Annotated in this window: 27 protein-coding genes; 16 read left to right on the top strand and 11 right to left on the bottom strand. The window is 70.2% G+C overall.

Features of this window, described 5'->3' with window-relative positions; translation table 11 throughout:
* Positions 1-28 precede the first annotated feature (28 nt).
* Complete coding sequence (locus tag HHUB_RS12905) at positions 29-1,837, bottom strand: helicase C-terminal domain-containing protein (protein ID WP_059058021.1); 1,809 nt, start codon at positions 1,835-1,837, stop codon at positions 29-31.
* A 218-nt stretch (positions 1,838-2,055) separates the two neighbouring features.
* Between HHUB_RS12905 and HHUB_RS17145 the strand changes: the two genes are divergently transcribed.
* Both HHUB_RS17145 and HHUB_RS12895 read left to right on the top strand, forming a co-directional pair.
* Positions 2,056-2,448, top strand: coding sequence for a DUF2178 domain-containing protein (locus HHUB_RS17145; RefSeq protein WP_059058018.1), 393 nt, complete (start codon positions 2,056-2,058; stop codon positions 2,446-2,448).
* Between the two features lie 5 nt (positions 2,449-2,453).
* On the top strand, positions 2,454-2,678 hold the full coding sequence (locus tag HHUB_RS12895; RefSeq protein ID WP_059058017.1) for a helix-turn-helix transcriptional regulator: 225 nt from the start codon (positions 2,454-2,456) through the stop codon (positions 2,676-2,678).
* On the opposite strand, the gene HHUB_RS12890 is transcribed toward HHUB_RS12895, so the two are convergent.
* Positions 2,675-2,932 (bottom strand): DUF7561 family protein, encoded by a 258-nt coding sequence (locus HHUB_RS12890; protein WP_059058015.1) that lies wholly within the window; start codon positions 2,930-2,932, stop codon positions 2,675-2,677. The genes HHUB_RS12895 and HHUB_RS12890 overlap by 4 nt on opposite strands.
* A 58-nt stretch (positions 2,933-2,990) precedes the next feature.
* Here HHUB_RS12890 and HHUB_RS12885 point away from each other — a divergent pair, with 58 nt between their 5' ends.
* Genes HHUB_RS12885 through HHUB_RS12875 form a run of 3 tightly spaced genes read left to right on the top strand, consistent with a single transcriptional unit; the run spans position 2,991 to position 5,490 of the window.
* Complete coding sequence (locus tag HHUB_RS12885) at positions 2,991-3,860, top strand: YkgJ family cysteine cluster protein (RefSeq protein WP_059058013.1); 870 nt, start codon at positions 2,991-2,993, stop codon at positions 3,858-3,860.
* A gap of 24 nt (positions 3,861-3,884) precedes the next feature.
* Complete coding sequence (locus tag HHUB_RS12880; RefSeq protein WP_059058011.1) at positions 3,885-4,787, top strand: NAD(P)H-binding protein; 903 nt, start codon at positions 3,885-3,887, stop codon at positions 4,785-4,787.
* The gene (locus HHUB_RS12875; protein ID WP_059058009.1) at positions 4,780-5,490 is read left to right on the top strand and encodes a DUF7530 family protein; all 711 of its coding nucleotides are present in this window, start codon (positions 4,780-4,782) and stop codon (positions 5,488-5,490) included. The genes HHUB_RS12880 and HHUB_RS12875 overlap by 8 nt, the downstream gene beginning before the upstream one ends.
* Here HHUB_RS12875 and HHUB_RS17140 read toward each other — a convergent pair.
* Both HHUB_RS17140 and HHUB_RS12870 read right to left on the bottom strand, forming a co-directional pair.
* A complete protein-coding gene (locus HHUB_RS17140) occupies positions 5,487-5,660 on the bottom strand; it encodes a DUF5786 family protein (RefSeq protein ID WP_169793419.1) in 174 nt (57 codons plus the stop codon). The two genes, HHUB_RS12875 and HHUB_RS17140, sit on opposite strands and share 4 nt — an antisense overlap.
* Before the next feature lie 65 nt (positions 5,661-5,725).
* Positions 5,726-6,010: a DUF5789 family protein gene (locus tag HHUB_RS12870; RefSeq protein ID WP_059058007.1), complete on the bottom strand. Its 285-nt coding sequence runs from the start codon at positions 6,008-6,010 to the stop codon at positions 5,726-5,728.
* Between the two features lie 136 nt (positions 6,011-6,146).
* On the opposite strand from HHUB_RS12870, the gene HHUB_RS12865 reads away from it, so the two are divergent.
* Both HHUB_RS12865 and HHUB_RS17135 read left to right on the top strand, forming a co-directional pair.
* Complete coding sequence (locus tag HHUB_RS12865; protein WP_059058005.1) at positions 6,147-6,947, top strand: PHP domain-containing protein; 801 nt, start codon at positions 6,147-6,149, stop codon at positions 6,945-6,947.
* Positions 6,948-7,008: 61 nt separating this feature from the next.
* Positions 7,009-7,170, top strand: coding sequence for a DUF6757 family protein (locus HHUB_RS17135; protein ID WP_169793418.1), 162 nt, complete (start codon positions 7,009-7,011; stop codon positions 7,168-7,170).
* A gap of 38 nt (positions 7,171-7,208) precedes the next feature.
* On the opposite strand, the gene HHUB_RS12860 is transcribed toward HHUB_RS17135, so the two are convergent.
* The gene (locus HHUB_RS12860) at positions 7,209-7,526 is read right to left on the bottom strand and encodes a 4Fe-4S dicluster domain-containing protein (protein ID WP_059058003.1); all 318 of its coding nucleotides are present in this window, start codon (positions 7,524-7,526) and stop codon (positions 7,209-7,211) included.
* A gap of 95 nt (positions 7,527-7,621) precedes the next feature.
* Here HHUB_RS12860 and HHUB_RS12855 point away from each other — a divergent pair, with 95 nt between their 5' ends.
* The gene (locus HHUB_RS12855; protein ID WP_059058002.1) at positions 7,622-8,131 is read left to right on the top strand and encodes a cupin domain-containing protein; all 510 of its coding nucleotides are present in this window, start codon (positions 7,622-7,624) and stop codon (positions 8,129-8,131) included.
* 43 nt (positions 8,132-8,174) lie between these two features.
* Positions 8,175-8,546, top strand: a complete 372-nt coding sequence (locus HHUB_RS12850; protein ID WP_059058000.1) for a thiol-disulfide oxidoreductase DCC family protein — start codon at positions 8,175-8,177, stop codon at positions 8,544-8,546.
* On the opposite strand, the gene HHUB_RS12845 is transcribed toward HHUB_RS12850, so the two are convergent.
* The gene (locus HHUB_RS12845; protein ID WP_059057998.1) at positions 8,547-9,236 is read right to left on the bottom strand and encodes a type 1 glutamine amidotransferase; all 690 of its coding nucleotides are present in this window, start codon (positions 9,234-9,236) and stop codon (positions 8,547-8,549) included. It abuts the gene before it with no gap.
* Positions 9,237-9,467: 231 nt separating this feature from the next.
* Here HHUB_RS12845 and HHUB_RS12840 point away from each other — a divergent pair, with 231 nt between their 5' ends.
* A complete protein-coding gene (locus HHUB_RS12840; protein ID WP_059057996.1) occupies positions 9,468-10,652 on the top strand; it encodes an HD domain-containing protein in 1,185 nt (394 codons plus the stop codon).
* Here the strand turns inward: HHUB_RS12840 and cysK are convergent, their stop codons facing one another.
* Both cysK and alaS read right to left on the bottom strand, forming a co-directional pair.
* Positions 10,653-11,585, bottom strand: coding sequence for a cysteine synthase A (gene cysK / locus HHUB_RS12835; protein WP_059057994.1), 933 nt, complete (start codon positions 11,583-11,585; stop codon positions 10,653-10,655).
* Positions 11,586-11,636: 51 nt separating this feature from the next.
* On the bottom strand, positions 11,637-14,420 hold the full coding sequence (gene alaS, locus HHUB_RS12830) for an alanine--tRNA ligase (RefSeq protein WP_059057992.1): 2,784 nt from the start codon (positions 14,418-14,420) through the stop codon (positions 11,637-11,639).
* Between the two features lie 349 nt (positions 14,421-14,769).
* Here alaS and HHUB_RS12825 point away from each other — a divergent pair, with 349 nt between their 5' ends.
* Entirely contained in the window at positions 14,770-15,123 is a 354-nt protein-coding gene (locus tag HHUB_RS12825) for an outer membrane protein assembly factor BamB family protein (RefSeq protein WP_059057991.1), read from the top strand.
* Between the two features lie 58 nt (positions 15,124-15,181).
* Positions 15,182-16,165 (top strand): glutathione S-transferase family protein, encoded by a 984-nt coding sequence (locus HHUB_RS12820; protein WP_059057990.1) that lies wholly within the window; start codon positions 15,182-15,184, stop codon positions 16,163-16,165.
* A 366-nt stretch (positions 16,166-16,531) separates the two neighbouring features.
* Here HHUB_RS12820 and HHUB_RS12815 read toward each other — a convergent pair whose 3' ends face one another.
* Positions 16,532-17,503 (bottom strand): replication factor C small subunit, encoded by a 972-nt coding sequence (locus tag HHUB_RS12815; protein ID WP_082687244.1) that lies wholly within the window; start codon positions 17,501-17,503, stop codon positions 16,532-16,534.
* Positions 17,504-17,648: 145 nt separating this feature from the next.
* Between HHUB_RS12815 and HHUB_RS12810 the strand changes: the two genes are divergently transcribed.
* The 3 genes from HHUB_RS12810 to HHUB_RS12800 are packed head-to-tail and all read left to right on the top strand — an operon-like array spanning position 17,649 to position 19,346.
* Complete coding sequence (locus HHUB_RS12810; RefSeq protein ID WP_059057989.1) at positions 17,649-18,704, top strand: bactofilin family protein; 1,056 nt, start codon at positions 17,649-17,651, stop codon at positions 18,702-18,704.
* 47 nt (positions 18,705-18,751) lie between these two features.
* A complete protein-coding gene (gene samp2 / locus HHUB_RS12805) occupies positions 18,752-18,949 on the top strand; it encodes a ubiquitin-like small modifier protein SAMP2 (RefSeq protein ID WP_058984431.1) in 198 nt (65 codons plus the stop codon).
* A gap of 1 nt (position 18,950) precedes the next feature.
* A complete protein-coding gene (locus HHUB_RS12800) occupies positions 18,951-19,346 on the top strand; it encodes a GNAT family N-acetyltransferase (RefSeq protein WP_370683869.1) in 396 nt (131 codons plus the stop codon).
* On the opposite strand, the gene HHUB_RS12795 is transcribed toward HHUB_RS12800, so the two are convergent.
* Positions 19,338-20,708 carry a phosphoglucomutase/phosphomannomutase family protein gene (locus HHUB_RS12795; protein ID WP_059057988.1) on the bottom strand — a complete coding sequence of 457 codons (1,371 nt, stop codon included), beginning with the start codon at positions 20,706-20,708 and terminating at the stop codon, positions 19,338-19,340. The two genes, HHUB_RS12800 and HHUB_RS12795, sit on opposite strands and share 9 nt — an antisense overlap.
* 104 nt (positions 20,709-20,812) lie before the next feature.
* On the opposite strand from HHUB_RS12795, the gene HHUB_RS12790 reads away from it, so the two are divergent.
* Positions 20,813-21,379: an NADPH-dependent FMN reductase gene (locus HHUB_RS12790; RefSeq protein ID WP_059057987.1), complete on the top strand. Its 567-nt coding sequence runs from the start codon at positions 20,813-20,815 to the stop codon at positions 21,377-21,379.
* On the opposite strand, the gene HHUB_RS12785 is transcribed toward HHUB_RS12790, so the two are convergent.
* Positions 21,380-21,637: a GIY-YIG nuclease family protein gene (locus HHUB_RS12785; protein WP_059057986.1), complete on the bottom strand. Its 258-nt coding sequence runs from the start codon at positions 21,635-21,637 to the stop codon at positions 21,380-21,382.
* Between the last annotated feature and the right edge of the window lie 13 nt (positions 21,638-21,650).

Raw genomic sequence — 21,650 nt, 5'->3', positions numbered from 1 at the left:
GCTCGTCTACGGGCTCTCCTTCTTCTAGCTACTCGGCGTCCCAGACGTCAGCGAGCGGGCTCCCGGAGCCGGAACTGCGGCCGCCGTCCCGGTCGTCGCTCGTATTGCTCCGCCCGCTCGTCCTCGCGCTCGACGACGCACTCGACGCACTACTCGACTCGCTGGCGTACGTCGGCTCCACTTGGTCGATTTCGCCCGTGATTCCGGCGAGCGCGGCCGCGGGGTCAGGCTCGGGGAGGTCGGGAGTCGTCATCGCGTCCACCTGGTCGCGGAACCACGGCGGCATGTCGGTGCGCGCGCGGTCGAAGAGGTCCAGAATGCTGGCGTCCGCGACGTAGGTGGCGCCGTGGTCGTCGGGCGCGCGGACGACGCGCCCGCAGCCCTGAATCACGGTGCGGAGCGCGGTCCGGTAGTACCACGCCCACTGGCCGTCCGCGAGGCGCGCGGCCACCCGCGAGTCGTTCGTGTTCAGGAACGGCGCCTTGCACAGCACCTGCCAGCGCCCGAGGTCGTACTTCAGGTCGAGGGCTTCCTCCATCTTCACCGCGACGAACACCTCGGGATCGTCGCTGTCCTTCCAGCGCTCCAGTTCGGCGTCCCGGGTGTCCGAGTCGTGGGTTCGCACGCGGTCGCCGACCCCGAAATCCTCCAGTTGGCCCGCGAGCTTCTCCGCGATGTCGTAGCTGTGGGCGTGGACGATGCCCTTCTCGTCGGGGTGGTGGGCCATCACGCGCACGATAGTCTCCGCCACCTTCGGGAGCGTCGTCTCGCGCTCCTCGTAGGTCATCTTCCCCTGCGTCACGTCGTACAGCGGGCGGTTTTCGAGGGGGAACGTGTGTTCGACGTCCACGAGCGCGACGTTCGAGGGGTCGAGGCCGACGCTCCGGCAGAACGCCTCCTTGTTGAGGATGGTCGCCGACAGGAGCGCGTGCTTGTTCGCGCGGTCCCAGACGGTGTGCTTGAGGTAGCGCTCGGGGTCCATCGGCTTCACCGTCACCGACTGGTCGTCCGCATCTACCACCCACGTGGTCGCCGACTCGGGGTCGTTGTAGTCCTCCACGAACCAGTTCAGCTCCGAGATGAGTTCCTGCAAGCGGTCGCGCTTCCCGGCTTCCTCGGGCGTGAGTTCGTCCTGCCCGAGCAGTTCGTCTTTCGCGCTCTCGCAGGTCCGCACGAGGTGCTCCGCGAAGTTCACGGCGCCGTCCGGGTCGCCGTCCACGTCCGGCACGCGGACGTCCTCCCAGACGGGGACGGTGTGCTCGTTCAGGTCGATGGTGGCGTACATCTCCGCCCACTCCGCGAGGCCGTGGGCCTCGTCGACGACGCAGACGTCGCGCTTGCGGAACACCTCCGAGCCGGCGGTCCGCATGAAGTACGCCAGCGTCATCGCGGCGAACTCCCGGGAGGAGGCGATGGCGCGGTCCGAGAAGTACGGGCAGCGGTGCTTGACCGCGCAGTCGTAGCCGCGCTCGCGGGCGCAGGGCGCGCGGTCCACGGGCGTGTCCTCCTCCCCGGGGAGGATGCAGGTGTAGTTGGACTTCCCGCGGATGAGTTTCAGGTCGTCGAGCAGGTCGTCCTCGGCGACGTCGTCCAGTTGGGAGACCTGCGGCGTCGTGTAGTACGCGCCCGTCGCGTCCACGGGGTCGGCGTCCTCGACGTGGCGCGCGCAGCCCATGATGGCGCGCGCGATGAGGCTCTTCCCGCTGCCGGTGGGCGCGCGCACCAGCACCACGTCGTTGCCCGCCTCGAACGCCTCGCGAACGTCCTGCAGCGCCTGCTGTTGGGCGCCGCGGAACTCGGGGGCGGGGAACTCCCCGACGATGCGCTCGGGATTCACTGCTCGATGGCAGGCGCGCCGGGGGGTTAACGCCACCGCTCGACGCCGACCCGCGAGCGCCCCACACCCGCACCGCCGTAAAACTTATTTTACAGTGTCAAAGACGTTTTACCGTAAAACACTCTTTACGGGGCGTTCGAGGTGACCCAGATGTTCGGAACCCACGCCACGCCCGCACCGCCCGCAGGAACCGCCGCGCTCCCCGGGGTGAGTCGCCCGTGAACGCCTTTGCCGACCCGCGGAACGTCCGCCGGACCGTCGGCGTCCTGGCCGCCGTCGCCGGCCTCGCGCTCGCCGCGTTCACCGTGCTGAATCAGCCGCTCGTCGGCGTCGGCGTCTACGCCGTCGCCATGGTCGGCGTCGTCGCCGTCCAGTTCCGCGCGGACACGACCGTCTTCGACGAGCGCGACGAAGCCATCGCCGAGGAAGCCGCCCAGCTCACGCTGACCGTCTTCGGCTGGGCGTCCGCCGTCGTGTTCCCCGCGCTCACCCTCGCGTGGGGGCTCGGCCACTTCGAGTGGGGGCCGGGCGCCCGCGCTATCGCGTTCGGCGTCGCGGCGCTGTACCTCACGTACGCGGGGCTGCTGTTCGCCGTCCGGCGGCGGAGGTGACCGCAGTGGAGAACTCGCTACGCGAGCACCGCGAGCGCCACGACATCAGCCAGCGCGAGCTCGCCGAGCGCGTCGGAGTGACCCGTCAGACCATCAACGCCGTCGAGGGCGACCGCTACGACCCCTCCGTCGAACTCGTGTTCAAGCTCGCGGCGTTCTTCGAGGTCTCGGTCGAGGCGCTGTTCGACCCCGAAATCGACCTCGACGCGACCGTCTCCGACCTCGACTAATCCAGCGCCGCCACGTCGCCCGCGCTCGGCTCGTCCGGGAGCGCGTCGATGCAGTCGAAACAGAGGAAGAACTCGGGGTCGTCCTCAGAATCGCTTCGCGCTTCTGATGGGCTGCAGGAGTCGCTCTGCGACTCCTGAACGTCGGTGAACTCCAGCGTCATCCCGCCGGTCCCCGTGGGGTCCATCGTCCAGATGTCGCCGATGCCGCCGGCGACCCGGACGCTGTCCCCGCAGCCCTCACAGCGCTCGCTCATACCTTCAGTTCGCGCTCCGCGGGCAAACCCTTTCGGCTCGCGCGCTCGACCTTCCAGTATGGAGGTCGACTGCGAGAACTGCGCCGGCTGCTGCGTGGACTGGCGCCCGCTCGCGGACGTCCCCGACCACGAGCGCCGCGGCCCCCAGCGCCCGCTGGACGACACATACAACCTCGTGCCGCTCACCCGCGAGGACGTACGCGCGTTCCTCGACGCGGGCCTCGCGGACGCGCTCACGCCCCGGCTCTGGGCAGCCCGGGACGGCCCGAGCGTCGAAATCGACGGCCGCGAGGTCGCCGCCATCGCCGGGAAGCCCGCGTTCTTCGTCGGCGTCCGGAAGCTCCCGAAGCCGGTCGCGCCCTTCGACGCCGACGCGTCGTGGCTCCCCGCGTGCGCGTTCCTCGACCCCGAGACCCTGCAGTGTCGCATCCACGACACCGACGCCTACCCCGAGGAGTGCGCGGAGTACCCCGGCCACAACCTCGCGCTCGACGTGGACGCGGAGTGCGAGCGCGTCGAGCGCCACGTCGGCGGCGACCGCCTGCTCGACGACGAACCCCCCGAGGAGCAGTCCTCGCTACTGTTCGGCCCGCAGGCGGTCGGCGAGAAGGTGTTCGCGTACCCCGACCCCGCGGACCTCGAAGCCGGCTTTTTCGATAGGTTGGTCGCCGGCGACCTCACTCCGGCGGACCGCGCGCGCTTCGTCGCCGTCGCCGCCGCGAGTGCGCCCGGCACCACCGCCGTCGAGCCGAACAAGCGCGAGCGGGCCTACGAGACCGCCGTGAACGCCGAGTCGTGGGTGGGTGCCGCCGCCCGCGAGTGGCGCGAGCGCGCGGCCCGCGACGACCCCGACCCGGAACTCGGCGACCCCGTCGAGGAAGCGCGGGGCGCACCTTCGACCCCCGGCTGGGACGCCCTCGACAGTTAAGCGGCCGCGGGCCCACGGTCCGGTATGCGCGTGCTCGTCACGGGTGCTACCGGCTTCGTCGGCGGGCACCTCGTTCCCGAACTCGTCGCCGCCGGCCACGACGTCCGGGCGCTCGTCCGCGACCCTCAGCGCTACGACGCGCCCGAGGGCGTCGAGGTGGTCACTGGCGACCTGCTCGACGAAGCCTCGCTGGCCGGCGTCTTCGACGGCGTCGACGCCGCCTACTACCTCGTGCACTCGATGGGGTCGGGCGGTGACTTCGCCGAGCGCGACCGCCGCGCCGCCCGGAACTTCGCGGCGGGCGCGGACGCTGCCGGCGTCTCCCGGGTGGTCTACCTCGGCGGCCTCGGGGAGACCGGCGACGACCTCTCCCCGCACCTCGCCTCCCGCCGCGAGGTCGAGGCCGTGCTCGCGGACGCCGCCTTCGACCTTACGACCCTGCGCGCCGCCGTCATCGTCGGCGCCGGCAGCGCGGGCTTCGAGATGGTCTATCAGCTCGTCGACAAGCTCCCCGTGATGGTGACTCCGCAGTGGGTGCGCACGCCCTGCCAGCCCATCGCCGTCCGGGACGTCGTCGCCTACCTTGTCGGCGTCCTCGACCACCCCGAGACCGCCGGCGAGACCTACGAGGTCGGCGGGCCGCAGGTGCTGTCCTACGAGACGATGCTCGAACGCACCGCCGAACTCGCGGGCAAGCGCCTGCTCGTCCTCCCGATTCCCGTGCTCTCGCCGCGGCTCTCGACGTACTGGGTGGACCTCGTGACCGACGTGCCGAAGTCCGTCGCCCACCCCCTGATTCACGGCCTGAAAAACCCCGTCGTCGTCACCGACCACGGCATCAGGGACGTGCTCCCCGTCGAACTGACGCCGTTCGAGGACGCCGCCAAGCGCGCGCTCCGCGAGTACGGGGAGGCCGTCGATGGGTGACGGCGACCGGACGCAGGCGGTCTACGGCGAGGCGTGGGTGTACGAGAGCATCGTCGGCGCGATTCCCGGCGTCGAGGTCTCCGACCGCACTGCTGTCCTCGTCCAGTTCGCGGGCTTCGAGGCGGTGTTGCTCGCGCTCGCGTTCGCGTACGACCTCCCCGGCACCGTCGTTCCGGGCACTGCGGCCGTCGCCGTCGCTGCCGCGGGGAGCGCGTTCATGCTCTCCATCGGCCGCCAAGCCCGCAACGCGGGCGTGCCGGTGCGCTACCGGCGGCTGCTGTTCGCGTCCAGCATCGAGGTGGTGCTGGGCGTCGTCGCGTACGTCGCCCTGCTCACGTACCTGTTCGTCTACGACCCGCGGGACGGTGCGACGCTGTTCGCGGCGCTGCTCGGCGAGCGGCCGCCCGTGCTGCCGGCGGCGTTCGCGCTGCTCGTGCTGTGGGACGTCTGCTACCGCATCGGCACGGGCTGGTGGGCGGCGGTCGTCGCGCTGTGGCGCTCGCTCTCCTACGAGTTCGACGCCGACACCGCCGCCGTCGTGCGCGCGGTCGACCGGCGGACACTGGCGTTCGGCGCGCTCCAGTCGGTGCTGTTGCCGTTCGTGTGGACGCACCCGCCGCTGGCGGTCGCCGTCGCCGGCCACGTCGCCGCGGTCGTGCTCGTCGCTACGGGGTCGCTGCTCGCGATAAAACAGGACGGCTAGTTCGACTGCAGCTGCTGGAACTGGTCGATGAGGTCCTCCGCGGAGTCCCCGTCCTCGAACTCCACGGAGCCCTCGTAGGTCGTGCGGGTGTCGTCGTCGGCGACCTCGACGTTGTTGGTCTTCGCTTCGCGGCGCTCGTGCTCGGCCTCGTCATAGGCACCCATTGACATGGTAACTACACCCACCCTTGGAAGTTTGTGATTAAGAATGTAACGGACGTTCAGGTATCGCGCGGTCAGAACGACACTTGCCCGGGGCCGTCCGTCCCCATCGGCGTGGGGTCGCGGTCGCTGTACCCGACGCGGCCGACCGCCCCGGCGTCGAGCGCGCTGTACACCGCGAACGTCGCGTCCTGTGCGTCCTCGAAGCGCGACTCGCCGGTGCGCTCGATGACGGATTCGAGGCTCTCGGAGCCGTCGGGGTGGGAGAGCTCGTGGTCCCCGATTCGGTCGGCCAGCTCGTCGGCGGTCAGCGGGTAGCTCTGCGACGCGAGGACGTCGGCGGTCTCTCGGAGCGTCATCAACATCACGAACTTTCACGATACACAAGTACGTTACCCATGAACGATAGTGAAGAATTTAATTTGTCTAAGGGCCATTGTATCCCACGACGAGTCACACCAGTTCGTTTAGGTGGCGGCGTCCCACCCTCTACGTATGGTCTACGCGGACCTCCACGTCCACACCCAGCACTCCGACGGCACGCTCACGCTCGACGAGGTGCCCGCGGCCGCCCGCGAAGCCGGCGTCAGCGCCGTCGCGGTCACCGACCACGACCGCATCCACCCCGGCTTCCGCGCGCCCGTCGAGGAGCGCGGCGGCGTCGAGGTCGTCGCCGGCATCGAACTCCGCGTCGAGGCCGGCGACCAGCGCCTCGACCTCCTCGGCTACGGCGTCACCCCCACCGACGACCTCGTCGCCAAGACCGAGCGCATCCAGCGCGACCGCGTCGCCCGCGGCCGCGCCATCATCGAGAACGTCGAAAGCGAACTCGGCGTCACGCTCGACGTCGAACCCCGCGAGGGACTGGGCCGCCCGCACGTCGCCCGCAGCGTCGTCGCCCACCCCGACACCGACTACGAGGTGCCCGACGCGGTGTTCGCGGACCTCATCGGCAACGACGGCCCCTGCTTCGTCGCCCGCGACGTCCCCGACTTCGAGACGGGCGTCGAACTACTCACCGACGCCTGCGGCGTCGTCGGCCTCGCACACCCCCTTCGCTACCCCGACCCGGAGGCCGCGCTCGCGCGCTGTGACGCGCTCGACGCCGTCGAACTCCACTACCCCTACGACCGACCAGTCGGCGACGACCCCGCCGACGACGGCCGCGCGCTCGTCGAGGCCGCCATCGACGAGCACGACCTCCTCGCGACCGGCGGGACCGACGCCCACGGCCGCGAACTCGGCGTCGAGGGCCTCGACGAGGCCGCCTACGCCGACGTCCGCGCGCGACTCTGAGCGCTGACGGGCGCGTGCCGGTGCCGTGAGGTTCAGGTAGCTGTGGGCCCAAGCGAGGCGTATGCAGTGTCACTACTGCGACCGGGACGCGGACCTCACCGTCGAGAAGGGCGGCCTGAAGGTCGGCGTCTGCGAGGAGCACTTCCAGGAGCGGCTCGACGAGCTTTCCGACAACGAGGCCCTCCAGCAGCTCCGAGAGCAGCTCGAAATCGAACGGTCGTAGCGTCCCCGCAGCGGTCCCGCCCGCCCAACGAGTCCTCCTTATCGGCTCGCGTCCACGTCTATCGCGTCCACCGGACAGACGTCCACGCAGAGCATGCAGTCGATGCACTGGGTCTCGTTGGCGGGGTCGGCCTTCTTCTCGGACTCCGGGTGGCCGGGCGTCTCCACCCACTCGAAGACGTCCACGGGGCAGTCTTCGAGGCACGCGCCGTCCGCCAGACAGATGTCGAAGTCGACGGCGACGTGCGTGCCGTGAATCCCGAGCTTCTCGGGTTCCTCGACGGGGCCCCAGACGTCGTGGCCCTTGTGCGTGTCCACCTGCTCGCGGTTCTCCGTGAACTGCGGGTCGATTGCCATACCCACGAGTCGGGCGCCCGGCAGTATCAACCCCGCGGGTATCACGTTCGCGGCGTCGAGTCAGGCTTATCCGAACTCGCGGCGTCCCACCGTCCATGCGGAAAGTCCGCCTCGACGACCTCGACTCCCGGATGGGGCCCGCCGACCACAACGTCCCGCTGACGGACGCGCTCGGCGTCGCCGACGCCGCGCTCAACTACTACGAACTGGACGCCGGCGACAGCTTCTCCTACGGCCTCCACAGCCACCAGAACCAGGAGGAGATATTCCACGTGCTCGACGGGACGGTCACCTTCGAGACGCTGGACGTCCAGCAGGCCGCCGACCCCGACGAGGAGCCCGCCAGCACCGAGGAAGTCGAAGTGAGCGCGGGCGAGCTCGTGCGCTTCGGGCCGGGCGAGTTCCAGCGCGGCGTCAACCGCGGCGACGAGCGCGTGCGCGCGCTCGCAGTCGGCGCGCCCCAGGACGCCGGCGACACCGAGATTCTCCGCGAGTGCGAGGACTGCGGCGAGACGACCACCCAGGAAATCGAGCTCGCGGACGACCACAGCGAGATTCACGCCGTCTGCGAGGCCTGCGGCGCGGTCACCGGGCGCTTCGACTGACGCGGCCGACGGCTTTCTTGTCCCCCGGTTCGTAGTCGCGGGCATGACCGAGCATCCGCCCCGGCTCGTCTTCGACGACGACTGCGGGTTCTGCACGTGGTGTGCGCACTTCGCCGAGCGTCACGGCGACGTCGAAATCGTGGGGTTCTCCGAGCTCTCCCCCGACCAGCTCGCGCGCCTCCCCGCCGACTACGAGCGCTCCGCGCACCTGCTCACCGACGACGCCGTCTACTCTGCGGGCGCTGCCATCGAGCACACGCTCGCCCACGACTTCCCGGTGCTCGCGCCGGTCTTCGGCGCGCTCCGCGAGGTGCCGGGCTACGTGGAACTCCGCGAGCACCTCTACCGCTGGGGCGCGGACAACCGCGACCTCCTCGGGAAAATCGTCCGCGACGAGCCGCCCGCCCGCCAGTAGTCAGTCCGCGGCCTTCGGCTGGACCAGCGACTGCGTGAAGTTCTCGAACAGCCGCTTCGCCTCGCAGGCCGCGGCGTAGTTCTCCGGCGTGATGCCGTCTAACACGTCCTGTTTGCGCTCGTCGGCGAGGTCGTCCTTCCGCGCGGTGACGTCCGCGGCGGTCTCGGTGTCGTACTCGGGGTGGAACTGCACGCCCACCGACTCGCCGAGCCGGAACGCGTGGACGCCGTAGTCGTTCTCCGCGAGCAGCTGCGCGCCCGGCGGCAGTTCCACGACCGCGTCCGAGTGCGTGGTGAACGCGGTGAACGTCTCGTCGATGCCGTCGAACAGCGGGTCGTCGGCGACGCGCTCGACGCTCCGGTAGCCGATTTCGTACTCGCCCATGTCGTCGACGCGCCCGCCCAGCGCCGCCGCGACGACCTGGTGGCCGAAACAGACCCCGAGGACGGGGACGCCCGCGTCGTGGCAGTCCGCGACGTGCGCCACGAGCGGGTCAATCCAGTCCTCGTCCCAGTACACCGACGACCGCGACCCCGTGACCACCACACCGTCGTAGTCGTGGCTGTCGGGGAGGTCGCCGTCGGCGGCGTGGAACTCCACGAGCTCCGCGTCGAGCTCGCGGCGGAAGTTCCGCGTCGTGTTCGTGGGGTCGTGGGCCGCGTTCAGTAACGCGACGCGTGGCCGACTCATGGTCGTTGGAAGTCGTCCGCGGTCAAAAGGCGTTTCGGCGCTCACACGTCCTGTCGCGACGTCGGAGACGGGGATGACAGGCCGTCTCCGCCTCTCCCGTCGACGCTTGGACTGTGCTATTCGCTGCGTGGTAACAACTAACGCGCTAGAACATAACTCTACGGAACGGCGCAAACGTTCGGGGCGTCTCCGAACCACCTTTGGTGGGCTCGCCCCCTCCTCGAAGGTAGGATGCGCGCCATCAAGGACAGCGTTCACGACTGGGTGGAGGTCGACGGCGTCGCCGAAGCCCTGCTGGACACGCCCGCCGTCCAGCGCCTGCGCCACATCAAGCAGCTCTCGACGATTCGGCTCGTCTACCCCTCCGCGAACCACACGCGCTTCGAGCACTCGCTTGGCGTCTACCACCTCGCGGACCGCGCGCTCGCCCACCTCGACGTCACCGGCGCGCGCGCCGACACCGTGCGCGCCGCCGCGCTCCTCCACGACGTCGGCCACGGCCCCTACGGCCACCAGACCGAGGGCATCATCCAGCGCCACCTCGGCCGTCACCACGACGACGTCGCCCACCTCCTCGTGGACGGCGATATTGGGGCTGTACTCCGCGACCACGGCCTCGACCCCGAGCGAGTCGCCGCCACCGTCCGCGGCGACGGCAAACTCGGCCAGTTGGTCGCCGGGGAGCTAGACGTGGACCGGATGGACTACCTCGTGCGGGACGCCCACCACACCGGCGTCCCCTACGGCACCATCGACTACGGCCGGCTGCTGCGCGCGCTCACGTTCCGCGGCGACGACCTCGTGCTCGCCGAGGGCAACGTCGCCACCGCGGAATCGCTGCTTGTCGGGCGCGCGCTGATGAACGCGACCGTCTACCGCCACCACGTCTCCCGCATCGCCGGGACGATGCTGGACCGCGCGGGCGAGCGCCTCCTCGACGCGGCCGCCATCGACGCCGAGGCGTTCGCGCGCATGACCGACGCCGAACTCCTGGGCGCGCTCCGCGAGCACGACGCCACCGCCGACGCCGCTCGCCGCATCACCGAACGCGATCTCTACAAGCGCGCCGTCTGGGCCGAACGCGGTGCCGTCCCCGGCGACGTCGTGGACGCCGACTACGAGACCGTCCGCGCGTTCGAGCGCGAGATTGCCGACACCGCCGGCGTCCCCGACGGCGAGGTCTTCGTGGACAACCCCGGCCACCCGTCGATGCCCGAGTCCTCCGCGCGCGTCGTCGTCGGCGACGAACTCCGCCCGCTCGACCAGCAGTCCCCGCTCGTGCAGGGCCTGCAGGAGTCCCAGCGCGTCCAGTGGCGCTTCGGCGTCTACGCGCCCGACGAACACGTCCCCGAGGTCGCCGCGGCCGCCGAGCGCGTGCTCGGCCTCGACGACGTCGGCGACACCACCGAACAGTAGTCAGGCCTCGTAGAGGTCCGTCGAGAGGTAGCGCTCGCCGCCGTCCGGGAGCACGGCGACGGTCACCTCCTCGGGGTGCTCGCGGGCGTACTCGGCGGCCGCCGCGACCGCCGCGCCCGCGGAGATGCCCACGAGCAGGCCTTCCTCGCGGGCGACGCGCCTGGCCGCTTCCTTCGCTTCCTCGTTCCCGACGCCCCGTACTTCGTCCACGACGTCCGTGTCCAGCACGTCCGGGAGGAAGCCCGGCCCGATGCCCTGAATGTCGTGGCTGGCGCTGCTGCGCTCGGAGAGCGTCGGCGACGCCGCCGGTTCGACGCCGACCATCGTCACGTCCGCGTCCGCGTCCTCGGTGAGGTAGCGGCCGACGCCCGTGATGGTGCCGCCGGTGCCGACGCCCGCGACCACTGCATCGACCGCGCCGTCGGTCTTCTCGTAGATTTCCGCGCCGGTCGTCCGGCGGTGCGCGCGGGCGTTCGCGGGGTTCTCGAACTGCCGCGCGAGTATCGCGTTCTCGTGCTCGTCAGCGAGTTCCGCGGCGCGCTCGTTCGCGCCGCCCATCCCCTCGTCGGCGGGCGTGAGTTCGAGGTCCGCGCCGAGCGCGGACAGGAGCGCGCGCCGCTCCTCGGACATCGACGCCGGCATCGTCAACACGCAGTCGTAGTCCCGCGCGGCCGCGACCGACGCCAGCCCGATGCCCGTGTTCCCGCTGGTCGAGGCCACCACGGTCCCGCCGGGTTCGAGGTCGCCGGCGGCCTCGGCGTCGTCGAGCATCTCGCGGGCGATGCGGTCTTTCACCGAGTACGGGTTCGCGGACTCGACCTTCCCGAGGAGGTTCTGTGCGAACGCGTCCAGTTGCAGCAGCGGCGTCTCGCCGATTAGTTCGCCGACCGACGATGCCACGTCGCCGTCTTCGAGTGTCGTCTGTGCCTGCATCCTCTGGGCCTACCACCGCCGCCAGAAAGAGCCGTCCGCCGAAGACGTTCGCTACGCGCTCGCGACTTCCCGCAGAACCTCGGGCGCGGCCTCCAGCGCCTCGTCGAGCTTCTCGGCGTCGGGGCCGCCGCCCTGCGCGAAGTCCGGCGGACCGCCGCCGCCGCCGCCGACCATGCTCGCGAGCTCGCCGACGACTTCGCCGGCGTTCACCGGCGCGCCGTCCGGCACCGCGACGACGAACTGCGCGCCGTCGGCCCCGGAGCCGACGACCGCTATCTTGCCCTCGTCCACGAGCGCGTTCGCGGTCGCCTGTAGCTCGTCCATGTCGCCGTCGAGGCGCTGCACGACCGCCGTGACGTCACCGACTTCCACTTCTTCGCCGTCGCCGCCGCCGGAGGCGCGGGCCTCGGCGACCTGCTCTTTGAGGTCCTCGATGGTCTTCCCGCGCTCCTTCCACTCCGTGAAGAACCGCTCGGCGGTCTCCGGCACCTCCGAGGGCGCCACGTCGAACGTCTCCGCGGTCGCCAGCAGGTCGTCTTCGAGATCCTGGACGTGCTCGACGGCGGCCTCGCCCGCGGCGAACGTCAGCCGCTCGACGCCGTCCTGCACGCGCTCGGTGTTCAGCAGCTTGATGGCGCCGATTTCGCCCGTGCGGTTGACGTGCGTCCCGCCGCAGGCCTGCACGTCCTCGCCGACGTGAATCAGGCGGATGTTCTCCCCGGCGGGAATCCCGCCCTGGTAGAGGTCGAACCCGTACTTCTCCTCGGCCTCGTGGCGGTGGGGCCACTCGCGCTGGACGCTCGTGTTCTCGCGGACGACTTCGTTGGCGACGCGCTCGATGCGTTTCGCCGTCTCGCGGTCGATGCGCTCGTAGTGCCGGATGTCGATACGGGAGCTGTCGGTACCCTTCTGCGCGCCGGCCTGCCGGACGTGATCGCCGAGCACCCGGCGGGCGGCGTGGACGACCACGTGGGTCGCCGTGTGGTGGGCCATCAGGCGCTCGCGGCGCTCCATGTCTATCTGCCCGCGCACGAACTCGCCCTTCCCGGGGTCGTCGGTGGTGCGGTGCAGCACCACGTCGCCGCGCTTCTGGACGTCCACCACTTCGACGGACTGGTCGTCCGTCGAGAGCGTCCCGTGGTCGGCGGGCTGGCCGCCGCCCTCCGGGTAGAACATTGTCTGGTCGAGCACCACGTCGTACACCTCCTCGCCGTCTTCCTCGCGCTCGAAGACGTCGAGCACGACCGCCTCGAACTCCGAGCGGTAGGGGTCGTCGTAGTACAGCGGCTCCGTCTCCGGGAGGTCGTCGAGGCGCTCGTCCTCGCTGTCGTCGGTTTCCAGCGCCTCCGCGGAGTCGTGGCGCTCGGCGACCAGCGAGTAGAAGTCGTCGGGCGCGTCCACGGTCGCGCCGACCTCGCCGGCGATGTCCTCGACCATGTCCGGCTGGATGCCGTGGGAGTCGTACAGCTCGATGAGCTCGCTGGTCGGGATAGGTTCGCCGCGCTCGGCGTACTCCTCGGCGAGCTGGCGGACCTTCCGGCCGCCGCGCTCCAGCGTCTCGGCGTACTTCTCGACCTCCGAGCGGACGATGGAGCGGATGGTGTCGCGGTTCTCGTAGTCGAGGCGCTCGGCCTGCATGTCCACGAGCTCGTCCAGCGGCACGTCCGCGCCGACGTTGTCCACGAGGCGCTTCGTGCGCCGGAGGACCATGCGCGCGAGGTAGCCGGTGCCGACGTTCGACGGCACGATGCCGTCACCGAACATGTACGCCAGCGTCCGGGAGTGGTCCGCGATGGCGTAGATGTCCTCCAGCGGGCGCAGGAGGTCCAGCAGGCGCTGGGTCTCGACGCCGAGCTGGTCGGCGATGTTGTCCCGCGCCGCCTCGATATCCTCGGCCTCGTCGATGTCGAGGTGGCCCGCGAGCTTCGCCGCGCGGTGGACGAGCTGCTCCTCCTCCTCGGTGTGCTCGATGCCCGCCTGCGCTTTCAGGAACTCGATGGTCTCCGGGTAGATGGCCTCGTAGACGGTCGGGGTTCCCTGGCTCACCCACGTCCAGCGCTCCAGCCCGTAGCCGGTGTCCACGACGTACGTGTCCATCGGACTGTAACGGTTGCCGTCCTTCATCTCGTAGTCCCCGTCGGGGTCCTGCTCCATCGACATGAAGACCAGCGTCGCCAGCTCCGCGCCCTTGTAGATGACCTCGAAGGCGGGCCCGGCGTTGCCGCCGCCGACCCACGGGTCCTCGATGTACGTGACGTCCTGTGGGTCCACGCCCATGTCCACGAAGAACTCGTCGCAGTACTGGACCGTCTCGTTCTTCCAGTACACTTCGCCCTCGTAGGCGTACTCCTCGTCGGCGTCCTCGCGCGTGTTGAACGCGTGGTGGGCCATCATCTCGAACGCCATCGTGTGCCGGCCCGTCTTCCCGACGTTGTCGATGTCCTGCATCCGGATGCAGGGCTGGCTCACCGTGAGAGGGTTGGCGGGCGGCGGCGTCTGGCCGGAGGTCACCAGCGGCTGGAAGTCGTAGATGGAGGCCTGCGTCAACAGCACGTCATCACGCCACCGGTTCGCCGCGACCGGGTACGGGTCGATGCGCTCGTGGTCGTGGGCCTCGAAGAACGAGAGGAACCGCTCGCGCATCTCCTCTAAGGTGTACTCGTCGTCGAACCCGGGGTCGTCGATGAACTGGTAGTCCTCGCAGGGGGGTTCGCCGCACGTTTCGCGGTCCGGGTCGCGCGTCCAGAAGTGCGCCCCACACTCCGTGCACTCCCGTCGCTGGAAGTCCTCCTCCTCGAAGTAGTCGAGGCGGTACTCCGACTCGAGGTCGCTCATTACCAGTATTGTGGCCGACCGACGAGTAAAACAGTTCCGGGGCTGACTCGTGAGCCCCGAACTCGGTGATTTCGGGGCGAGCGATAGCCTTACGGCAACCGGCTGACAATAATGTTACCATGTCACAAGGCCGGTTCCCGCGGCGCGCCTTCCTCGGCGCGCTCGGCGCGGCTGCACCGCGCCCGCCGACGCCCCCGGCCCTCCCAGCCAACCACGGAGTCCCAGGCCCCGAATCTCGCTGACCGGCGACGCCAGCTGGTCGACGTACGGTTACACGCCGACGCACACCGGTCACAACCCGGCCGCCGGCGGCGTCGGCGGCGACCCGACGAAAGTCTGGGAGGGGTTCGTGGATGGCATCTACGCGCTCCGCGAGCCCGCGGTCGCGGGCGGCCGGCTGTTCGTCCTCACTGCCGACGACATCGTGGCCTACGACGACGCCGGCGACGAGGACTGGCGCGCGGCCAGCGACCGCACTCAGTTGACTGGGATGGCGTTCGGTGGCGGGACGCTGTACGTCGGCGGCGAACCGGTGTTCGCGCTCGACGCCGAAACGGGGGCCGTCCAGTTTGAACTCACCGAGGATGTCTTCCACCTCACGTACGGCGCGCCAATCGTTGTCGACGACGTGCTGTACGCCGGCATCTGCATCAAGGACGAGGCCGGCGCGATGTACGACAACTCCGTGCGCGCGTTCGTGTAGCCGGCGAGGCGGGCCGACTCCCTCAACGGCTAAACCGTGGGCGCCCCACTACCCGGACATGGGGCGCATGGTGGACGGCGAGTGGCGCACCGAGGAGGAGATGATAGCACACGGCGAGAGCGGCGAGTTCGAGCGCGAGGAGACGACGTTCCGCGACTGGGTGGGCGAGGACGTCCCCGCCGAGTCCGGGCGCTACCACCTCTACGTCTCCTACGCGTGCCCGTGGGCGCACCGCACGCTGGTCACGCGAGCGATCAAGGGCCTCGAAGACGCGGTCTCGGTGAGCGTCGTCGACCCCGTCCGGTTCGACCAGGGCTGGGAGTTCGACCCCGACAAGCCCGGAACCTCTCCCGACCACCTCTTCGGCTCGGATTATCTCCGGGAGGTGTACGCGCACGCCGACGCCGAGTACACGGGCCGCGTCACGGTGCCCGTCCTCTACGACACCGAGGAAGACACCATCGTGAACAACGAGAGCGAGGAGATAATGCGGATGCTCGACGTCGCCTTCAACGAGTACGCCACCCGGGACGTGGACCTCTACCCCGAGGGCTATCAGGACGAGGTCGACCGGCTCATCGAGGACATATACGACCCCATCAACAACGGCGTCTACCGCGCGGGGTTCGCGGACAGCCAGCGCGCGTACGACAACGCCGTCGACGACCTCTTCGAGGCGCTCGCGCACTACGACGACCTCCTCGCCGACCAGCGCTACCTCGCGGGCGACGTGCTCACGGAGGCCGACGTCGCGATGTTCACGACGCTGTACCGCTTCGACGAGGTCTACCACACGCATTTCAAGTGCAACCGCAAGCGCATCGTCGACTACGACAACCTCTGGCCGTACCTCCGCGAGCTCTGCCAGCTTCCCGGCGTCGCGGACACCCTGCACATGGACCACGTCAAGCAGCACTACTACCGCAGTCACGGCCACCTCAATCCAAAACGGCTCGTTCCCACCGGCCCGAATCCGGACTTCTTCGCGCCCTACGACCGCGACGAACTCCCGGGCGGCCCGCCCGCTGACCTGCAGGAGTAGCTACTCCTCGGCGTCGAAGTCGGGGCCGCCGCGCTCCTCGGCGGTGATGGCGACGCCCTTCTCGGCTCACTCGTGAATCTCTGTCGTCGGCCGCGCGCAGAATCTCGCTGGTGTCGTGGCCGCTGTCTTGGCCCACCTGAATCGCGTACCGCCGCCAGTAGGCCGACGTGTGGGAGACATCGTCGTGGTCCCTGTGGTCGTTCTGGAGGAACATCTCCGGGCCGTTCAGCGCGTAGTACAGAAACGCCATCGGCACGTCGTCCAGCGTCGAAACCGTCTCGATGACCTCCTCTTGGTACTCGGTGAGTCTTCCATACTCGCCGTGCGGACGCGACGAGCAGAGTCCTGTCGTTCGCGCCCGCGGTCTTACTCGTCGGCGTTCAGCGCGACCGACGCCAGCAGCGCTTCGAGCTGGACGCGCTCGTTGGCGCCCTCCGCGATGCGGTAGTCGGCCTCGCCGAGGCGGTCCAGCAGCCGGACCGCGGCCGCCTCCTTAACATCGAACTCCCAGACGGAGCGATGCACTTGATCGATGATGTCGCCGCCGGCGAGCCCCCGGTTCGAGATGAGGTCGTCGAGCGTCGAGCGCGCGGCCGTGAAGTCGCCGTCGATGGCCTCCGTCACCATGTCCTCGATTTCCTCGGGGCGCGCGGTCGCCGTGATGGCGAACACCGTCTCCTCGTCCACCACGTCGCCCGTCGCGGACGCCGCCTGCAGGGCGTTGATGGCGCGGCGCATGTCGCCGTCCGCGGCGTACACGAGCGCGTCGATGCCGTCCTCCGTGTATTCGAGGTCCTCGCGGGCCGCGAGGTCGCGGAGGTGCGCGGCGACTGCGTCGTCGTCGATGGGCGAGAACCGGAACACCGCACACCGCGACTGAATCGGGTCGATGATTTTCGAGGAGTAGTTACAGGAGAGGATGAAGCGGGTGTTCTCTGAGAACTGCTCCATCGTGCGGCGCAGCGCCGACTGGGCGTCGTCGGTGAGCGCGTCCGCCTCGTCGAGGAAGATGATGCGGTGGTCGTAGCCCCCGAACGACGTGCGCGCGAAGTCCTTGATGCGGTCCCGGACCACGTCGATGCCGCGCTCGTCGCTGGCGTTCAGTTCGAGGAAGTTGTCCTGCCAGTCGTCGCCGTAGATCTCCTTGGCGATGGCGATGCTGGCGGTGGTCTTCCCGGTGCCCGCGGGCCCCGCGAACAGGAGGTGCGGGAGGTCGTCGCGGTCGACGTAGCTCTGGAGGCGCTCGGTGATAGAGGGGTGCCCGACGACGTCTTCGAGGCGCTGTGGTCGGTACTTCTCCACCCAGATTTCCTGCCGACCGCCGGCGGCGTCTGCCATACCCACACTCAGGTCCCACCCGGCCTTAAAGGCCGCGAGACGGCGACCGGCCGGGGCGTCGCGCCCCGCCGGAGCCGCGCTACGCCCCCGGAATCGGCGGCTCACCCGCAGTAGAGTTAAGTTCGCGTCGGGTGACAGGTAGCGTATGCCCCGCACCCCCCGCCGCGCGCTCGCGTTCGCCCTCGTCGTGGCCCTCGCCGTCTCGACGTTCGCCGGGGTTGCCGCCGCCGACGACCGGGCCGGCGGCACCATCGTCGTCGAGGAAGGCCAGACCGTCACCGACGGCCTGCAAGCGACCGGCGGCACGGTCGTCGTCCGCGGCACCGTGCAGGGGGACCTCGAAGCGTTCGCCGGCAGCGTCGACGTCACCGAGACCGGCACCGTCACCGGTGACCTCGGCGGCGCCGCCGGGTCGATTCGCGTCGCCGGCACCGTTGAGGGCGGCGTCGACGCCGCCGCCGGGAGCATCCACGTCACCGAGACCGGCGTGGTCGGCGGGAACGTGACCGCGGGCGCGGGCTCGTTCACGCACGCCGGCACGGTCAACGGGTCGGTGCGGGTCGGCGCCGGCACCGTCACGCTGGCCTCGACCGCGTCGGTCGGCGGCGACTTCGTCTACGACGGCGAGTTCACGCGGGCCGACGGCGCCACCGTCGGCGGCGAGGTCCGCCACGACCCCGACCTCGGCTCGATGCAGGTCTCCGTCCTCCCTGATGTCGCGGGCTGGCTCGTGACGCTGTACTTCCTCGCGGTCACGCTGTTCGTCGGCGCGCTCCTGCTGGTCGCGCTCCCCGGCGTCTCCGCGACCGTCGCCGACGCCACCGCGACCGCGCCGCTGCGCACGCTCGGCGCGGGCTTCCTCACGCTCGTCGGCGCGCCGCTGGCGTTCGTCCTGCTGTTGTTCACCATTGTCGGCATCCCGGTCGCCGTCGTCGGAATGCTCCTCTACGCGCTCGTACTCGTGCTCTCGTACGTCTGGGGCGCGTACGCCGTCGGGTCGCGGCTACTCGGGCTCGCCGACCGCGAGAGCCGCTGGCTCGCGCTCGTCGCCGGTGTGCTCGCGGTCCACGTTGTCAGCTACGCGCCGTTCCTCGGCGCCCTCATCGAGTTCGTCGTCCTCCTGTTTGGGCTCGGCGGCCTCACCGTCGCCGGCTACCGGCACGTCCGCCGTCGGCGCCGGGACGACGACTCGGCCGCCTGACCGTCGCGACCGCGGCTCCTAAGGCCGCCCGTCGGCTACTATCGCTCATGCGCGTGACCGTCGAGGTGGTCGGCGAGGACACCCACGAGTTCGACGTGACCGACGAGACGTACGCCGACCTCCTCGAAGCAGTCGAGCTGAGCCCGCACGAGGTCTCGGTGATGGTCGACGGGACGCCGGTCCCCGAGGATCAGCCCGTCGACGCCGAGCACGTACGCGTGCTGCGGCTCATCCGGGGTGGGTAGCGTGCCGACGACGGGACCGCGCGGCGTGGTGGTGCGGCGGGCGTCGGCCCGCGACCACCTCGGCGTGATGCGCGTGCTCGACGGCGCGAACCTCGAACTCTCCGGTGACACCGCGCAGCGCCGCATCGACGCCGGCACGGTCGTCGTGGCGGACGACGACAACCGCATCGTCGGCGCGCTCGTAGCTAACCAGCGCAAAACAGGCGCCCACGTCGAAGCAATCGCCGTGCGCCGGCGGCGGCGCGCGGACGGCATCGGTACCGCGCTCGTCGAGCACGCCGCCGACGAGTGGACGCCGCTGACGGCGGACTTCGACCCGGACGTGAAGCCGTTCTACGAGTCGCTTGGCTTCGACTGCGAGAAGCGAGGCGAGCGCTACCGAGGAGTTCTAGACTAGCGGTTCGACGAGGTCGCGGCCCGCCGACAGCAGTGCTTCGACGCGCTCGGGGCTGTCGCCCTCCGCGTACACCCTCATCTTCGGCTCCGTGCCGGAGGGCCGGACGAGCAGCCACGAGCCGTCTTCGAGGAGGATTTTGAAGCCGTCCGTGTCGTTGACGCGCTCGACGGGGACGCCCGCCACCTCGTCGGGTAGGCGGTCTTCGAGTTCGTCGAGGACCGCACTCTTGCGGTCGTCCGGACAGTCCACGCTCACCTTGTCTTGGTGGATGTCGCCGAACTCGTCGGCGATGGCATCGAGGCGGTCGTCGAGGTCGCGCTCGCTGGCCGCGGCGGCCGCCAGCAGCGCCATCAGCACGCCGTCCTTCTCGCGGACGTGCCCGCGCATCGTGTACCCGCCGGACTCCTCGCCGCCGAACAGCGCGTCGTGCTCGCCCATCGCGTCGGCGACCCACTTGAAGCCGACCGGCGTCTCCACGACCCCGCAGTCGTGGGCGTCGGCGAGGCGGTCCACGAGGAACGTCGTCGAGACCGTGCGGACCGCCGGCCCGGTGTCGGCTTCGAGGAGGTAGTCGTACGCGAGCGCGTAGAACCGGTTCCCGTCGAGGACGCCGCGCTCGGGCGTGACGACGGCGACGCGGTCGGCGTCCCCGTCGTTGGCGACGCCGAAGTCAGCGTCGTGCTCGTCGACGGCGAGCGCGAGTCCCTGCAGGTTCGCCTCGTCCGGTTCCGGGGGCGTGCCGCCGAACTCGGGGTCGCGCTCGCAGCGCTCCCGAATCACCTCCGCGCCGGCGGCCTCCAGCAGGGCGTCGGTGACGCCGCGGCCGCTCCCGTGCATCGCGTCGTACACCACAGTCAGTCCGGAGAGGTCCGCGTCTATCAGGTCGCGGCAGTGCTCGGCGTGCGGCGTCACGAGGTCGGCCTCGCGGACCTCGCCCTGCCGCGCGCCCTCGACGGGCTCGCGGAGGTTCGCCTCGATGGCCTCCGTGACCGCTGGGAGCGCGGGCGCGCCGTCCTCGGGGATGAACTTCACGCCGTTGTACTCCGGTGGGTTGTGGGAGGCCGTGATGACCAGCGCGCCCGCGAGGTCGCGCTCTACGATGGCGTGCGCGACCAGCGGCGTCGGGCAGTCGCGCTCGGGGAGCAACACGTCGAAGCCGTTCGCCGCGAGTACGTCCGCGGCGTCCTCCGCGAACCCCGCCGACGTCTCGCGCGCGTCGTAGCCGACCGCGACCGTCTCGCCCGTGTGGCCCTCGCTGGCGAGGTAGTCCGCGGTAGCCTGTGCGACCGAGCGGACGCGCCCGCTCGTGAACACGTCCAGCGTCGCCCGCCAGCCGTCCGTCCCGAAGGAGATGGCGTCCATGCGCGGAGCGTCGCCGCGTCGCGTCAAAACCCCTGCGGTCCCCGCGGTCGGCGCGGCGAGCGCGACCACGTCGAGTTTTACCGGCCGTCGCCGAACCCGGACGCATGGAGTTCACACCGCTGGTCGTCGGCGTCACCGGCAGCCAACGCGCCACCAGCTACACGCGGCAGGCAATCGAGCACGCCCTCGACGCCGCCGAGCGCGCGGGCGCCGACACCGACCACATCGACCTCGGGACCGCCGACCTGCCGCTGTACGACCCCGACCGCGACCTCGCCGACGCGGGGGACGCCGAAGCGCTGCTCGAACGCGTGTGCGCCGCGGACGCCGTCGTCGTCGGGTCGCCGAACTACCACAGCAGCTACTCCTCGACGTTCCGGAACTTCCACGACTACTGCGGGTTCGACGAGTACACGGACACGCCCGTCGGCCTCGTCGTCGTCGCGGGCGGCGGAACCATCGCGTCGCCGCTGGACCACCTGCGCGTCACGATGCGGGGCGTCCACGCCGACGTGGTCGCCGAGCAGGTCGGCGTACGGAACGCCTCGCGGTACTTCGAGGGCGGCGCCCTCACCGACGACGACCTCGCACAGCGACTCGACGACCTCGCGAGCGCCGTCGTGGACGCCGCGTACCGCTGGGAGCTCGCCGACCGGGAGCCGCGGAACTGACTACGGCCACGGGTCGTCCTGCCCGGCGACGAGCCGCTCCTTCTGCGAGCGCGAGCGCTGTTTTAGCTCGTACTCGCGGCTCATCGCCGCGGACTTCGTCTCGAAGGACTCGACGTACTGGAGCGTGACGGGGGTGCGACCGCGCGTGTACTTCGCGCCGTCGCCGGCGTCGTGCTCGGCGACGCGGCGCTCGACGTCGGTCGTGTAGCCCGTGTAGTAGGTGCCATCGCTGCACTCCACCACGTAGACGTAGTGCACGCTCGCGACGACG

The organism is Halobacterium hubeiense (genome assembly GCF_001488575.1).
GTDB classification, from domain to species: domain Archaea; phylum Halobacteriota; class Halobacteria; order Halobacteriales; family Halobacteriaceae; genus Halobacterium; species Halobacterium hubeiense.
The sequence above is the reverse complement of the archived record's forward strand: the minus strand, read 5'-3'. Positions and strand labels throughout refer to the sequence as shown.